The organism is Parathalassolituus penaei (assembly GCF_026626885.1).
GTDB lineage: Bacteria > Pseudomonadota > Gammaproteobacteria > Pseudomonadales > Oceanobacteraceae > Oceanobacter > Oceanobacter penaei.
In genome coordinates this window covers 92,378-107,065 of record NZ_JAPNOA010000019.1, presented here as the reverse complement: position 1 = coordinate 107,065, position 14,688 = coordinate 92,378, and the positions used below count along the sequence as shown (strand labels likewise).

Below are 14,688 nucleotides of genomic sequence, written 5' to 3'. Positions count from 1 at the left end.
ATGGGTTAAAAGTGCGCGCAGGCTAATCCTGGGTTGATTCAAAAACAAGTACTGATATGCCGAGCCGGATAAACGGTGTAGTGATGGTGCCGGAACGGCAGCCAATACAATTTCTGACGATATTGGCCTGTCTGATTGAATTGGTGTCCACAATCGGTCGGATCATTGCAAGCGATTGGACGCTATAGCGAGTGAAGCCCTAGATTTTCCGCAGCGATGTTTCTGGATACGTCGCAATCTGATTCTAATAATAAATACAGGATGGAAATGAAATGGTTTTTATATCTGCTCGAACACTCACCCCGTGTGCTCTGTTATTAACCGGAATATTGTCGGGTTGTGGTGGCAGTGGCGATTCAACGGCACTTGAATCCCTGACGGTGGCTGCTGACGATACGTTGGTCATATCCACAACGACAACACTGGACAAATTATCCATCGGTGAGAATGCCACGCTGAGTGCACCGGACGGTTATACCCTGACTCTGACTGTGAACAACGTCGAAACCGGAATCACCGCCGGTAACTATTCTGGCGACATTGTGCTGCATGTGGCAGAAGCCATTCCGCTCAGCTTCAGTATTTTCGGCTCGGACGTTACCTATAACTATCGGGCTGCCCTGTACGTAGAAGACGGAGCCTATGTGGAGTCGAAATCAGTGCCATCCGCGATCAGCAGTGGTGATGTCTCGGACTCTGCCGCCGACAGTGTGGTGATTCGTTCAGAGGGTGAAAACTTCAACGGTATTCTGATTGGCAGCAGTGCCGACAGTACCGACAGCTTTGATTATGAAATCAATAACCCGGAAATTACCTTCGATGGTAATGGCTCCAACGACTTTGCCGGTCTCGGTGCGGCGGTGATGACCGCCGGTTATGCCAATGTCGCCATGACCGGTGCGGTGATTACCAATACCGGTTCTATTCGGCCAGCCACGTTTGCAACTGGTAACAGCACCCTGACGGTTACCGACTCGGTTATCACGACCTATAACGGCACCTTGCCTGAAGATTATGTATGGGCATTGGGGAGCGGTATGATGGAGGTGCCGTGGATGCTGGGTATTACCGGTAATGTGCGTTCAACACTGGCAACCCAGAATGCCACGGCCTATTACGTTAACAGTGATCTCAGTTCTGATGCCTGGGGGGTATTGTCCACCGATGATGTGAATGGCACCGAGCTGTATTGTATCAATTCCCATGTGTCCACTCGTGAAAGCGGATATGGTGCCTACTCTGATAACGGTGCCGATGTGGTAATTCGGGGATGTGATTTTGATATCACCGATTACGGCCTGATTCTGACCAGCAGCAGTACCGCAACCGTCAGTGGCAGTTCTGATATCCAGTCCGGGCGCATTGGTGTGATGCTGCACAGCAACGCTACCGGCACTCTGACCATTAATGACAGCAGCGTGATTCACTCGGCAGGCACAGGGATTCAGGCCAAGGGCAGTTATCCGACCATCAATATCGACTCTGCCACCGTGGTGTCGGACAGTGGTGTTCTGGTGCAGCTGATGGCCAACGATGATCCGTATTTTGTGGCTATGGTGGGCACGGTAACGGGTAACTATGAGTCGGCCATCAATATCGCTAACACATCGCTCAGTGGGGATCTGGTCAACGGTAATACTCTGGCGGTGACCATGCAGGTGAATCTGGAAAACAGCGAGTTGACCGGTGCGATTACCACGGCAACCACTACACCCCAGTACGAAGTGGCCGGTTTCACTGCAGACCAGTTAACCGCGGCGGACTACGCCTACATTGGTGAGGTCGTGAACGTATACGGTGAAACCTCCAACAGTAATGGCGTGACGGTGAGTCTGGATGCTTCCAGTAGTTGGACGCTGGATCAGACCTCATGGCTGACCAGTCTGACGATTGCCGAAGGCGCTGAAATAACGGCATCCGATGGTTCGTCCCTGACCATGTATGTGGATGGTGTGGAAACCGCTATCAGTGCTGGTCATTACGAAGGCAATATTCGTTTGCAGGTGGCTTCCGAGGGCTGAAAACAACAAGGCCCGCGCTGAGGCGGGCCTTGTCGGTTATTCGCGTTCAGCGGCGCGTTTCTTGTCGATCTCGACCCGAATCGCGCGAATGGTGTTGTCCTTGATCTGCAGGATTTCCACCAGATAGATACCGCCAAGGCGTAAACACACCGGTGATTCCGGGATGTGTTCGAGCATTTCAACGATCAGGCCACTGACGGTTTTAGGGCCGTCGGTTGGCCAGTCCCAGTTCATCTGACGGTTTACATCGCGGATATAAGCGGTGCCATCAACGATAAACACATCTTCGTTCTGCTTGAGGATATCCGGTGAGCTGGCGGCCACCACGTCGGTGGTGAACTCACCCACAATCTCTTCCAGAATGTCTTCGAGGGTACAGATACCCTGAATATCACCGTACTCATCCACCACTACGGCAATACGACGCTGGTTCTTCTGAAAGTTAAACAGCTGGGTGTGCAGCGGTGTGCTTTCCGGAATGAAGTAGGGTTCACGGGAAACCTTTTCGATGTCTTCTTTGGTGAACTCTGGCTGGGTCATAAAACGGGCAATTGAGCGCGCGTGCAGGATACCCACCACGTTGTTGATATCTCCACGATACACCGGCATACGGGTGTGCTGGGTGGTACGAAGCTGTTCAACAATGGTCGCCATGTCGTCGTCGAGGTCGATACCGATGACTTCACCGCGTGGAATCATGATGTCGTTAACGGTCATTTTCTCGAGGTCGAGAATGCTCAGCAGCATGTGCTGGTGACGCTTTGGAATCATGGTGCCGGCTTCACGCACCACGGTTCGTAATTCTTCGGTGCTGAGGTGATCGCTGTTGGTCTGGTTGACATCAATACGGATCAGTTTCAGCAGGCCGTTAGCAATCGTGTTAACAAACCAGACAAATGGGTGCAGGAACCATTGTAGAGCGATCAGGATTCGGGAGGCCGGGAACGCGACCGCTTCCGGCGCAATGGCGGCCAGAGTCTTTGGGGTCAGTTCGGCACAGATCAGCACAATCAGGGTAAACAGGATGGTGTTGACGAATACGGCGAGGTCCGGGTTATCCGGCCACAGGCGTTGGCTGATGATGGTGGCCAGGGCCGCGGCGGCGAAGTTAACCAGGTTGTTACCGGTCAGAATGGTACCAATCAGCCGGTCCGGCTTTTCCAGCAGGCTAACTGCGCGTTTGGCACCACTGTGATTATTTTTGGCGAGATGACGCAACCGGTAACGGTTGAGGGACATCATCCCCGTTTCAGAGCTGGAGAAAAACGCTGAAAAAAGAAGCAGTACCGCGAGTATGCCAAATAGCACACTTAAGGGAACCTCGTTCAAAACGGTGTCCTATGTTGATGGTGGTTTGGCCATCATATGGGGCGACTGCTGACTGTCAACTGGCGATTGGATGGATACCGTACGGAAAGCGAGGTTTTTTCTGTACGGCATTCGATCAGTTGGCACGAGCAATCAATACTTCCAGTACAAATTTTGAGCCGAAGTAGGACAGGATCAGGAACGAGGTACCGGTCAGAGTCCAGCGACTGGCAACCGCGCCACGCCAGCCAAAGCGGTAGCGACCGATGAGCAGCATGGCAAAGACCATCCAGCCGATGCTGGCGAACACAACCTTGTGTACCAGGTGTTGCTCTTTCAGGCTCACGACGCCTGGCCACCCCACCGCAAACGCCAGGGTCAGCAGGATCATGCCCAGCCAGATCATTTCAAACAGCAGCGCGTCCATAATCTGCAGCGGCGGTAGCGCGCGGATCAGACCGTGAGTCTTGTGTTGACGCAGATGTTTGTCCTGCAGGAACAGCAGAATCGACTGCACCGCGGCAATCACAAACACGCTGTAAGCCAGAATCGACAACAGAATGTGCCAGGCAAGGCTGTAGCTCAGGTGGCCGAGCGGGTTGTGCTGATCGGCCAGGGCGGCCACCAGCAACACCACGGCGGTCATGGGGAATAGCCCCACAAACAGGTTCTCGACCGGTTTTTTCCAGCTGGAAAACAGCAGCAAGAGGGTGATCACCCAGCCAATCAGGGAGCCGACTTCCATGAAGGCGAAGTTGATAGCATGGCCACCGGCGCGGCCAGTAATGGCATCAAAGCTCAGATAACCGAGATGCAACAGCGCAGCGATCATGGTGGTGGTCAGGACCAGACCACGATTGGCGGGCTGGTGCCCGGCGATGGTTTGCCACTGACGAAATGCAGTAAACAGATAAAGCCCCACAGCAGGCAGGGCTACAAATAAATCAGACATGTTCCAAATCCCGGACTGATGCCCAGAGTGTCGCACAAGCCCCGGTGTGGGGAAAGCGTCGAAATATCAGTAACGTAAACCCAGTACCTGACACAGCCAGGCTTGCAGCGAGCTGCCGGCAGCGAAGTATTCTGCTACCCGTTTGGCCAGCCCCGGTTGCCATAACTCGTCCTCGCTGAGGGCGCAGAGGGCGATAAAGTCCTTGCGTTTCAGCTCATTAATGAGCGGATGTGCTGGATCATAACCCCGCGGTGGGCGGATCAGGGAATCGCCGACCAGACTGAAATGGGCGAGGAAGTCCGGATGCTGGATGGCAGCCTGATACGCCTCGGGCTTTTCAACAATGGCATCACGAATCTGTGCCAGTTGCGGAGCCGCCGGGTGCCATACACCAACACCGACAAACACCTCGCCGGGTTCAATATGCAGATAAAAGCCTGGAGCGTGGACATCCCGACCACTCTGATGGCGAAACTGGATCCCCACATTGGTTTTGTACGGGCGTTTGTCGTGGCCAAATCGCACATCGCGGTTAATTCGCATCAGTGAGCCACCGTTCTTGCGGGCGCTGGCTTCATAAAACGGTGACAGGTGCAGCAGCTCGTCGGCCATGGCGTTGATAAAAGCAAACGCCGGTTCACGCAGCAGTTGTTCATATTGGGGCCGATGTTCCTCAAACCACTCGCGCTGGTTATTGGCCGCCAGCTCGCGCAGAAAGGTCATCAGCCCAGGTTCGAAATGATCCTTCATCTGGAATATCCGTATGTCAGGAGGTGGGAGGGACAATATTGATCGGCGTTACTGTCAGTGTTTCGTATTTGCGCGCTGATCACCAGCTTTAGTCTGCGGCTTTGCTGATTAGTTGGTATACTGCCTGCCTTTTTCCGCTTGCCCGGATGCCAGCCGTTTCTGGTGTCCCTGTTAACAAGAGACTCCGTCATGTTTGAGAGTTTGACCGACCGCCTTGGCAAGGCCCTGAAAAGTATTACCGGCCAGGCCAGGCTGACTGAAGACAATATCAAGGGCACTGTACGTGAAGTGCGTATGGCCCTGCTGGAAGCTGACGTGGCGCTGCCGGTCGTTAAGGCTTTCACCGATCAGGTTAAAGAGCGTGCTATTGGCACCGAGGTTCTGAAAAGTCTGAACCCGGGTCAGGTCTTCCTGAAGATTGTTCACGAAGAACTGATGAAGGTAATGGGTGAGGCCAATGAAAAGCTGAACCTGGCCCAACAGCCTCCGGCCATTGTGCTGATGGCGGGTCTGCAGGGTGCTGGTAAAACCACCACGGTGGGCAAGCTGGCCAAGTACCTGCAAGAACGTGAAAAGAAAAAAGTAATGGTGGTGTCGGCGGACGTTTACCGTCCTGCGGCGATCAAGCAGCTGGAAACTCTGGCCAACGACGTGGGCGCGGTGTTCTTCCCGTCCAGTCCGGACCAGAAACCGCTGGCCATTGCCAAGGCGGCGATTGATGCTGCCAAAAAAGCGCACGCCGATGTGCTGCTGGTGGATACCGCCGGTCGTCTGGCCATCGACGAAGAGATGATGGCCGAGATCAAGGAACTGCACGCAGGAATCAACCCGATTGAAACCCTGTTTGTGGTTGACGCCATGACCGGTCAGGACGCCGCCAATACTGCGCGTGCTTTCAGCGAAGCACTGCCGCTCACCGGTGTGATTCTGACCAAGGCTGATGGTGACGCCCGTGGTGGTGCGGCGCTTTCTGTGCGTCATATCACTGGCAAGCCGATCAAGTTCATGGGTATGGGTGAAAAGACCGATGCTCTGGAACCGTTCCACCCGGACCGTGTTGCGTCCCGTATTCTCGACCTCGGTGACGTTCTGACTCTGATCGAAGAAGCTGAACGTAATATCGACAAGGCCAAGGCCGAAAAACTGGCCAAGAAGCTGAAGAAGGGTGAAGGTTTCGACCTCGAAGACTTCCTCGACCAGCTGCAGCAAATGAAGAAAATGGGCGGCCTGACCTCCATGCTCGACAAGCTGCCTGGTATGGGCAACCTCGGTGGTGATATGACCAAAGCCACTGCGGCGGCTGAAAAGCAGTTCAAGCAGATGGAAGCCATCATTTTTTCCATGACCCCGCTGGAGCGTCAGGACCCGGACAAGATCAATGGCTCCCGCAAAAAGCGTATTGCCATGGGTTCCGGTACCCAGATTCAGGACGTTAACCGCGTTCTGAAACAGCACAAGCAAATGCAGAAAATGATGAAAAAAGTGGCGGCTCCGGGCGGTATGCGCAAGATGATGCGTGCCATGAGCGCCATGAGTGGTGGCAAGATGGGCGGTTTGGGTGGCGGTGGTCTGCCACCAATGCGTTAATCGGCCGTATTAGCTGCTAACCGGGCTGGCCTCTGACGGCTGGCCTGCTGCTTGCAATAACCTCCGTGACTCAACACTGTTTGTTACACGGAGGTTGTTATGACCCTCAGAATCCGGGCGTTCCTGCCCTCTGCTCAACCCTTTTTTGTAGCCTTTGCGACAATTCTTCTGGCGACAAGGCGACAAACCTCGTTGCCTGTGATGCGGTGTGTGTGGCTGACACCAATGATGCGTCGTGTGGTTTCCCGTAGCCGCACCTGGCTGGTCGAGGTGCTGGTATGAGCGCCGTGATCAAATCCCTCAACTGTGAAGATTTTCAAGCCCTGCGAGCCAGTGCTGACTGGATGCTGCTCGACTGCCGTAACCTCACAGACTACAAGGCCGGTCATCTCGACGGTGCCTTGCATGCCCATGATGGTCTCGTCGAGAGTCTGGTGCGCAAGGGCGATAAACAGCGCACCATTTTGGTGTACTGCTACAGCGGCCATCGCAGTGAGCACCTGACCGAGTTTCTGACCGGTTTTGGTTTCGACAACGTCTTTAATCTGGTTGGCGGTTATACCCGCTGGCTTGAGGTTAATGCGCAACCGGTGGAGTAACGTCCATGGCAGCAGGCGGAACGCAGGTTTTGTCGACGCTTAATATCTGGGCGCTCGACAAGGATCAGAGCATCAAACATCTGTTGTTGTTGCTGGCCGAACAACTCGACCGCGATGCGCTGGCGCTGGATGAGCGCATCATCACAGACTCCCGCGCCCTGTATTTGTGTGACACCGTAGACGGTGAGCTGCGCGCTTATCTGTTCACACTGGCGCAACGGCCAGGGCAATACGGTGTGCATCTGGAGTACCCGGAATCGTCCGAGGTCAACCCGGTTTATGATGCCTTCGAGAACCTCACACTGGACGCGTTGGTGGATTTGTTGGCATTACATTTTGATCTCCGCGAAATCCGGCCATTACCGATATTGCACTGACGACTCTGTTGGTGCTTTTACAACGGATTTACGGTTGCAGGGCTGGTGTTGCCACAACGCCGGAGTAAACTCGCGCCTGCCTTGAATAGGCTTTTATAGTGCTTTTTAGTGCATTGGATGGTGCTTGGATTCGGTTGGTATGTGGCTGCAAAAAGAAATTCGTCTGGCCCCGCGCGCCCGGGGTTTTCACTTGATTACCCGCGATGTGGTGCAGGCGTTGCCAGAACTGGCAAACATGCGGGTGGGTTTGTTGCAGGTGTTTATCCAGCACACCTCGGCATCACTGACCATTAACGAAAATGCTGACCCGACTGTGCGTCAGGATTTCGAATCCTGGTTCAACCGCTCGGTGCGTGAAGGTGAGTCCTGGTATCGCCATACACTGGAAGGCGACGACGATTTGCCAGCGCATATCAAAAGCAGCCTGCTGGGGAATTCGGTCATGATTCCGGTCGGTGACGGCGAATTAAAACTCGGCACCTGGCAGGGCATTTATCTGGGCGAACATCGGGATCATGGTGGCGCCCGCACGCTGGTGTTGACCCTGCAAGGGGAGGTGTTCGCATGATTGTTCGTGACCGCCCCGGATCGCTGGGATTGTTATTTGCCTGGCGCGGTTCGATCCTGCCGCGTATTGCCCCGCATATGCTGGCGGTCTGCCTGTTCTCTGCGATTGTGGAAGGCATTCACCAGTTTCATTATTACGACTTCAGCAAGTATTCGGTCGCGCCGTTTACCTTGCTGGGTATCGCCCTGTCGATCTTCCTCGGTTTTCGTAACAACGCCAGTTACGACCGCTGGTGGGAAGGACGCAAACAGTTTGGTCAGCTGGTCTGTGATATTCGATCAATCGGGCGCGCGTCCTATATTTTGCTGGGTGATCATCCAACCCGTCGTCTGATGTTGCAGTGGGTGTCGGCGCATTCGCATGCCCTGCGTGGGCAGTTACGTAAACAGGGAATTCCAGACGAAGCCATTGCCGCCGTGCGGGATGTTCCGGGGTTTGATGAAGCCGAAATGCGTCGTCAACGCAGCGTGCCGGACTACTGTCTGCGCCAGATCGGATTTCTGATGCGAAAGTTGTTGCGTTCCGGTGAACTCGACAGTGTTGGTGTACGTGAGCTGGATGAACACTTCAGTCGCCTGACCGACGTGCAGGCGGCCTGTGAGCGTCTGGTGTCGGCTCCCATTCCGTTTGCCTATAGCCTGCTGACTCACCGTACGGTGCACATTTACTGCTATCTGCTGCCGTTTGGTCTGGCCGGTACCATGAGCTGGTTTACGCCGATTTTCAGTCTGGTTGTGGCCTACACCTTCTTTGGTCTGGAAGCGTTGGCACAAGAGCTGGAAGAGCCTTTTGGTTTGCAGCCCAACCATTTGCCGCTGACCGCTATTTGTCGGGTGAATGACATTTCCATCGCTGAAAGTCTGGGTGATGAACCGCCAGAGCCACTGCGTCCTGACGGCCATATTCTGCAGTAATACCCGCTTTGCTGGTGGCTGCCGGAGCTATCCGGCAGCCGTTTGTTTATCCCTCAGACACCTGGCATCGGGCTGAAGCCGGGCAGTTCTTTTACCCGTTGTAACCAGGCCTGGATATGCGGGTAGTCACTCAGGCTGATGCCACCTTCATGCGCCAGCGCCACGTACGGGAACACCGCGCAGTCGGCGATGGTTGGACGTCCGCAGGCCAGCCACGGGTGCTGGCTCAGGTGCTGTTCCAGCAGACCATGAATTCGCGCAGCAATGTCCAGTGATCGAGGTTTGTTGAGGTCGTAGCCAAACTTGTCGATCAGGCGTGCCGTGCAGGGGCCGTGCTGGATTTCATTGGCCGCCACCGACAGCCACTGCATCACTTCACCCTGACGGGCAGCATCGTCCGGCCACCAGGCATGTCCGCCGTATTGCCGGGCCAGATACACCAGAATGGCCTGTGAGTCGCGCAACACCACATCACCATCCACCAGAACCGGCAGTTCTCCCCACGGGTTCAGATCAATCACCGGGGCCTGCTTGTGGGCACCGGCCAGAAAATCGACTGCTTGTAATTCCAGCGGCAGTTGGGCCAGTGCGGCGAACAGACGTACCTTGTAGCAGTTGCCGGACAGTTCGAGGTCATAGAGTTTCATGGTGGTTTTCCTCTGCGTAATAGCTTTTGTTGTTATTGATGTTGTTATCGGAGCTGTTATCTGTGCAGTTGTTGGATCAGTCGTGGGTTCAGTAGTTGGTTCAGTAGTTTGTTCAGTAGTTTGTTCAGTAGCGGCGGCCGCTGACGTATCCAGCAGCTGATTGAACTCCAGAACGTTGCCATCCGGATCGCGAATAAACAGGGCAATCCGCCTTGAACCAATGGCATGAATATCTTCGGTGATTCGAATGCCTCGCTGCTGCAGCCAGGCACGCAGGGCATACAGGTCATCCACCACAAAGGCTGGATGGGTAATCCCCGGCAGTTTGATCGGACTATCCAGTAACGGATTACCTGCCTGCGGCTGACGGGCACCGTTAAAAATCAGATTGATACGCACGCCATTGGCGGCGCGCATTTCATTGGCTTCAAAACGTGGCAAATGCTGGGTTTCAGCAAAGCCCAGCGCTGCATAAAAAGCCAGTGCCTGCTGGCGATCAGAAACCCGGATACCAACATGTTCCCAACTGCTGATGGCAACCGGGCAAACCCCATGGTTATTCGCCATTTCCTGCTCCTGATTTGCGTTCAAATCGCGCCTTAAGGTCAGTTCCCCGGCGTTAACAGGATCAGTATTCTCTTTTCACTGGTCGCAATAAATGGCGTCAACCTGACAGCATTTATGCACTTTATTGAATAGTCGAGAAGCACCAGAGCCGTAATCGGAAGGGAATTTTTATGGATAGACTGAAGGCGATGGCGACATATGTAGCGATTGTGGAGCAGGGCAGTTTGTCGGCCGCGGCAGAACACTTGCAGCGCTCACCGGCGTCGGTGGTACGTACGCTGGCGGAGCTGGAAAATTATCTGGGGGTGCGTTTGCTGAACCGTACGACTCGCCGTCTGGCGCTGACCGATGATGGCCAGGAATATCTGCTGCGTTGTCGGCGTATTCTGGCCGATGTTGAGGAGGCTGAGTTTGTGCTGGATGCGCGCCGTCAGTCGCCGGCCGGGCGACTGGCCATTACCGCACCGGTTACCTTCGGGCGCTGGCATCTGGCGCCCTTGTTGAATCAATGGTTGCAACAGCATCCGGGCATGGTTGCCGAGCTGACCTTGTTGGACCGGGTGGTGGACTTGCTGGAAGAGGGCTTTGATCTGGCGCTGCGTATCGGCCATCTGGGTGACTCCTCCCTGATCGTCATGCCACTGGGATTTACCCGAATGCAGGTGTGTGCCAGCCCGCTGCTGTTACAACGGGTGGGAATTCCGCAGATACCTGCAGATCTGGTGGGTGCCCCCGGTGTGCTGTTTGCACCACAGGGACATGAGTGGCCAATCGGTGACACGCGCGTGCGGTTGCAGCCGGTGTTGTCGAGTAACCAGATCGACGTGGTTCTGCAGGGGGCTGTCAGTGGCCTCGGTTTTACCCGTCTGTTGGGTTATCAGGTGCGGGAGGCGTTAGCCCGCGGTCTGTTGCAACCGGTGCTGGAAGACTATGCGTCAGCACTCATTCCCGTGCAGTTTGTGTATCCCCATAACCGCTTGCTGTCGCCGCGGGTGCGGCAGTTTCTTGATGAGGTCGGGGGCGCATTACGGACTCTGTTAAAAGATCAGTAATGAGTATTTGGTTATCAGGATTTTTATTCTGATTTGTTAAAGCTATTGGCTTCAGAGAAAAACGTCATTGTCTTCTGATAGCTACAGGCAATTATTATTCAGTTATCGATAGCGATAGCGGTTCAATACCCCAGGAGAACAGCCATGAACGTTTTTATCCAGTTCGTCAGACAAGCTACCCAATCTGCGCCGACTGTTGGTCAGTGTGCGTCCGGCGTTTGTAACTACGGTGATAACTACTACGGTGATCAGGTCTGTGTGATTGCTCCTCCGGCATCTCCGCAGTTGCTGTCGACTCTGGCCGATTACGCCCGTAGTCATGGTTGAACCTGAATCCACAGCAAGCGGATTTTTCTGGTTATCACACGGTTATCAGTGCTGTGGCATGACTGGTATCGGGGCCGGTTGCCAGTTCTGGATTGGCACCGTCGAAATGCTGTTTTTCGGTGATCCTTCGATCACCTTGTCGGAATACACCAGATACACCAGGGTGTTGCGTTTACGGTCGTAAAAACGCACCACCTGCATTGTTTTGAACAGTAGCGAGGTGCGCTGGTTAAATACCTGCTCACCTTCGTCAAACGCTTCTTTAAAACGGATCGGCCCAACCTGACGACAGGCAATCGAGGCATCCGAACTGTCTTCCGCCAGACCTAGCGAACCCTTGATGCCACCGGTTTTGGCGCGGCTCAGGTGGCACGACACACCTTCCACTTTGGGATCATCAAAGGCTTCAATCACAATTTTGTGGTTGGCACCGAGCAGCTTGAAGACGGTATCCACTTCACCCACTTTTTCGGCCCAAGCGTTGCCGGACAACACCAGCAGACAGGCGCTGGCAAAACTGAACACAGATTTCATGACGGCACTCCACCCATTAAAGCGCTGAGCCTAGCGGCCTGCCGGGGCATGAACAAGCCCCATCTTCCGGATATTACGGTTGTTTTTATTATTTGTTATAATATAACATTTGGCAATTCAAAAAATTGCCAGGTCAATCCCTGGTCGTTATCGATCCTGATTGTGGGAGTGAAGAGTCGTGGCGTTATCGTCGTCGGTTGCAGTGGCATCAGCTTCAACGGTATGTCCAGAAGCCCGTATTTCGGATGAAGTTCTGGATCTGGTTGCTATTTATGAACCGGATGTGAATCTTGCGATCTGGCGTGGCGCCTTGCAGCAATGTCTGGGGCGAAAGGAGCTGTGGCAGTTGCATAACAGCTTGTGTGCACTGCTCACGCAACAACCGGGGTTTCGTCTAGGGATGATGTTGCCGCCAGAAGAGCTGCTGGCAACCCTGCCGTCCTTGCTGGAAAGCAGCTGGCCAGCGGAGCTGCCTGGACGCAGCAGTTTGCAGGAGTATTTGCTGACCAGCGTTGAGCTGTTTGCCGGATTATTTGAACCGGAAGCGATGGCATTACGCCTGCAGTCGCTGCGTACGGCCATGTGTCCACGTTTTCATGTCGACCATGTTCCGGTCCGGCTGGTCTCCACCCTGTTGGGGCCCGCAACAGAATGGCTGCCAGAATATGCAGTCGAGCGTGAAGCCCTTGGTGCATCCGCCCAGGAGCCTTGCCGTGATGCAAACGCTATTCAGCGGATGAACCGCGGTGATTTGGCACTGTTAAAAGGCGAGGGCTGGATCGGTAATCAGGGCGCGGCACTGGTGCATCGTTCACCGGCGGTTGCCGGTGAACCGCGCCTGTTTCTGTCGATCGACTTTGCGAAGTTATAAACCCAGACGGTCGCGCATGTCGTACCAGACCGCCGCCATCGCGGTGTAGGGAACTCGCAACAGGCGGCCGCCCGGGAATGGATGCTGGGGCAGGGTGGCCATCACATCAAAACGTTCGGCATGGCCCTGTACCGCATCGGCGATCAGGTTACCGGCCAGATGGCTGCTGGTGACACCATGGCCGCTGTAGCCCTGGGCGTAATAGATATGGGAGCCGACCCGGCCAAACTGCGGCAAACGCATCAGGGTCAGGAGGAAGTTGCCGGTCCAGCTGTAATCAATCCGCACGTTGGCCAGCCATGGAAAGGTAGTGAGCATTTTCGGGCGGATCAGTTTTTCAATTTCTTCCGGCTCGCGGGCACCGTAGTTCACGCCACCACCATATAACAAACGGCCATCGGAGGTCAGGCGGTAATAGTCGAGCAGGTAATTGCAGTCTTCCACGCAATGATTGTGGGGCAACAGGCGTTTCTGAACCTCTTCGGACAGTGGTTCAGTGGTAATAATCTGGGTGCCACAGGGCATGCTTTTCTGCTGTTGTTCCGGCAGCAATCCGGTCAGATAAGCATTACCGGCTACCACCACAAAGCGGGCTTTGACCTGGCCTTTGGCGGTATGCACGGTAACCGGAGAGCCATCGTCGATGCGGGTAACGGCTGAGCCTTCGTAAATAACACCACCGAGTTTTTCGATGGCGGCGGCTTCACCGAGTGCCAGATTTAACGGGTGAATGTGGCCACCAGTGTGATCCAGCAGGGCGCCGTTATAACGATTGCTGCCAATGTACTGGGTGACTTCCTTATGGTCGAGCAGTTGCAACTGCTGGTGGCCGTAACGTTCCCATAGAGCCTGTTTTTCTTCCAGTTCATGCATCTGACGGCCGTTGCAGGCGGCAAAAATACCGCCATCAGCGAGATCGCAGTCGATGGCGTACTGGCTGATGATGCGGCGGATGATTTTCCCACCTTCAAAGGCCATACCGCCCATGGCGCGGGCTTTCAGCGGACCATAATGCTGTTCAATAAAGTCCATATCGCGGCTGAAACTATGGACGATCTGGCCGCCGTTGCGGCCAGATGCCCCGAAGCCGATGCGGCTGGCTTCCAGCACTACAACCCGGAAGCCCCGTTCGGCCAGATGCAAAGCCGAGGACAACCCGGTGTAACCGGCACCAATAACACAAACGTCGGTTTCGACGGATTCTTCAAGAATGGAACGGGGATGATGGCCGTGAGCCGAGGCTGCGTACCATGAGCGCGGATGGCTGATGTGACTGTCTGAGCGGTTGGGCATACTTGCTTCTCACGCTGTGAACATATCTTTACCTTAGCGGATTATGACCCGGTCTCTCCAGTCTTTTCTGTCACCTGATCCGTTTGGACCAGTCTGTCCGCTCTCCTGCAACGCTATTTGCGCTGTGTCATGAAACGGCCGCGCGAGTATGAATCCGGCGTCTTCCTATATCGAAGTGTCAATAACTGAAAATCCGTACTGACATATCAGCCGCGCTGATATTAATGCAGTGTCAGTATGTCTGCAGTTTGTATGGTTATTGGCAAAGTAGGGTAAATCCGTAACTGTATCTCTTTATAGAGTCTGCTTGCTGGCGAAAAT

16 protein-coding genes are annotated in these 14,688 nt (G+C 54.5%); 10 read left to right on the top strand and 6 right to left on the bottom strand.

The genetic code is table 11. From position 1 onward, the window contains the following. Positions 1-272 precede the first annotated feature (272 nt). On the top strand, positions 273-2,021 hold the full coding sequence (locus OUO13_RS06305; protein WP_283173013.1) for a right-handed parallel beta-helix repeat-containing protein: 1,749 nt from the start codon (positions 273-275) through the stop codon (positions 2,019-2,021). 36 nt (positions 2,022-2,057) lie between these two features. Here OUO13_RS06305 and OUO13_RS06300 read toward each other — a convergent pair whose 3' ends face one another. The 3 genes from OUO13_RS06300 to OUO13_RS06290 form a co-directional block, all read right to left on the bottom strand. Then, entirely contained in the window at positions 2,058-3,350 is a 1,293-nt protein-coding gene (locus OUO13_RS06300; protein WP_283173012.1) for an HlyC/CorC family transporter, read from the bottom strand. Positions 3,351-3,465: 115 nt separating this feature from the next. Further along, entirely contained in the window at positions 3,466-4,281 is an 816-nt protein-coding gene (locus OUO13_RS06295) for a cytochrome C assembly family protein (protein ID WP_283173011.1), read from the bottom strand. Positions 4,282-4,347: 66 nt separating this feature from the next. Beyond that, the gene (locus OUO13_RS06290; RefSeq protein ID WP_283173010.1) at positions 4,348-5,031 is read right to left on the bottom strand and encodes a DUF2461 domain-containing protein; all 684 of its coding nucleotides are present in this window, start codon (positions 5,029-5,031) and stop codon (positions 4,348-4,350) included. 189 nt (positions 5,032-5,220) lie between these two features. Here OUO13_RS06290 and ffh point away from each other — a divergent pair, with 189 nt between their 5' ends. The 6 genes from ffh to OUO13_RS06260 all read left to right on the top strand — a co-directional run bounded on the left by ffh (position 5,221) and on the right by OUO13_RS06260 (position 9,076). After that, positions 5,221-6,618, top strand: a complete 1,398-nt coding sequence (gene ffh, locus OUO13_RS06285) for a signal recognition particle protein (protein ID WP_283173009.1) — start codon at positions 5,221-5,223, stop codon at positions 6,616-6,618. A 99-nt stretch (positions 6,619-6,717) separates the two neighbouring features. Continuing rightward, positions 6,718-6,900: a hypothetical protein gene (locus OUO13_RS06280; protein WP_283173008.1), complete on the top strand. Its 183-nt coding sequence runs from the start codon at positions 6,718-6,720 to the stop codon at positions 6,898-6,900. After that, positions 6,897-7,217, top strand: coding sequence for a rhodanese-like domain-containing protein (locus OUO13_RS06275; RefSeq protein WP_283173007.1), 321 nt, complete (start codon positions 6,897-6,899; stop codon positions 7,215-7,217). Before OUO13_RS06280 ends, OUO13_RS06275 begins: the two co-directional genes overlap by 4 nt. A gap of 29 nt (positions 7,218-7,246) precedes the next feature. Next, positions 7,247-7,594: a hypothetical protein gene (locus tag OUO13_RS06270; RefSeq protein ID WP_283173006.1), complete on the top strand. Its 348-nt coding sequence runs from the start codon at positions 7,247-7,249 to the stop codon at positions 7,592-7,594. A gap of 139 nt (positions 7,595-7,733) precedes the next feature. Beyond that, positions 7,734-8,162, top strand: coding sequence for a secondary thiamine-phosphate synthase enzyme YjbQ (locus OUO13_RS06265; RefSeq protein ID WP_283173005.1), 429 nt, complete (start codon positions 7,734-7,736; stop codon positions 8,160-8,162). Then, a complete protein-coding gene (locus tag OUO13_RS06260) occupies positions 8,159-9,076 on the top strand; it encodes a bestrophin family protein (protein ID WP_283173004.1) in 918 nt (305 codons plus the stop codon). Before OUO13_RS06265 ends, OUO13_RS06260 begins: the two co-directional genes overlap by 4 nt. A gap of 53 nt (positions 9,077-9,129) precedes the next feature. Here OUO13_RS06260 and OUO13_RS06255 read toward each other — a convergent pair whose 3' ends face one another. Then, positions 9,130-10,290, bottom strand: a complete 1,161-nt coding sequence (locus OUO13_RS06255) for a VOC family protein (protein WP_283173003.1) — start codon at positions 10,288-10,290, stop codon at positions 9,130-9,132. A gap of 170 nt (positions 10,291-10,460) precedes the next feature. Between OUO13_RS06255 and OUO13_RS06250 the strand changes: the two genes are divergently transcribed. Both OUO13_RS06250 and OUO13_RS06245 read left to right on the top strand, forming a co-directional pair. Next, entirely contained in the window at positions 10,461-11,342 is an 882-nt protein-coding gene (locus OUO13_RS06250; protein WP_283173002.1) for a LysR family transcriptional regulator, read from the top strand. Between the two features lie 144 nt (positions 11,343-11,486). Further along, positions 11,487-11,669 carry a hypothetical protein gene (locus tag OUO13_RS06245; RefSeq protein ID WP_283173001.1) on the top strand — a complete coding sequence of 61 codons (183 nt, stop codon included), beginning with the start codon at positions 11,487-11,489 and terminating at the stop codon, positions 11,667-11,669. 45 nt (positions 11,670-11,714) lie between these two features. On the opposite strand, the gene OUO13_RS06240 is transcribed toward OUO13_RS06245, so the two are convergent. Then, positions 11,715-12,203 carry a CreA family protein gene (locus tag OUO13_RS06240; RefSeq protein WP_283173000.1) on the bottom strand — a complete coding sequence of 163 codons (489 nt, stop codon included), beginning with the start codon at positions 12,201-12,203 and terminating at the stop codon, positions 11,715-11,717. A 178-nt stretch (positions 12,204-12,381) separates the two neighbouring features. Here OUO13_RS06240 and OUO13_RS06235 point away from each other — a divergent pair, with 178 nt between their 5' ends. Further along, positions 12,382-13,074 carry a DUF1826 domain-containing protein gene (locus OUO13_RS06235; RefSeq protein WP_283172999.1) on the top strand — a complete coding sequence of 231 codons (693 nt, stop codon included), beginning with the start codon at positions 12,382-12,384 and terminating at the stop codon, positions 13,072-13,074. Here the strand turns inward: OUO13_RS06235 and OUO13_RS06230 are convergent. Next, positions 13,069-14,367, bottom strand: coding sequence for an NAD(P)/FAD-dependent oxidoreductase (locus tag OUO13_RS06230; RefSeq protein WP_283172998.1), 1,299 nt, complete (start codon positions 14,365-14,367; stop codon positions 13,069-13,071). The genes OUO13_RS06235 and OUO13_RS06230 overlap by 6 nt on opposite strands. Between the last annotated feature and the right edge of the window lie 321 nt (positions 14,368-14,688).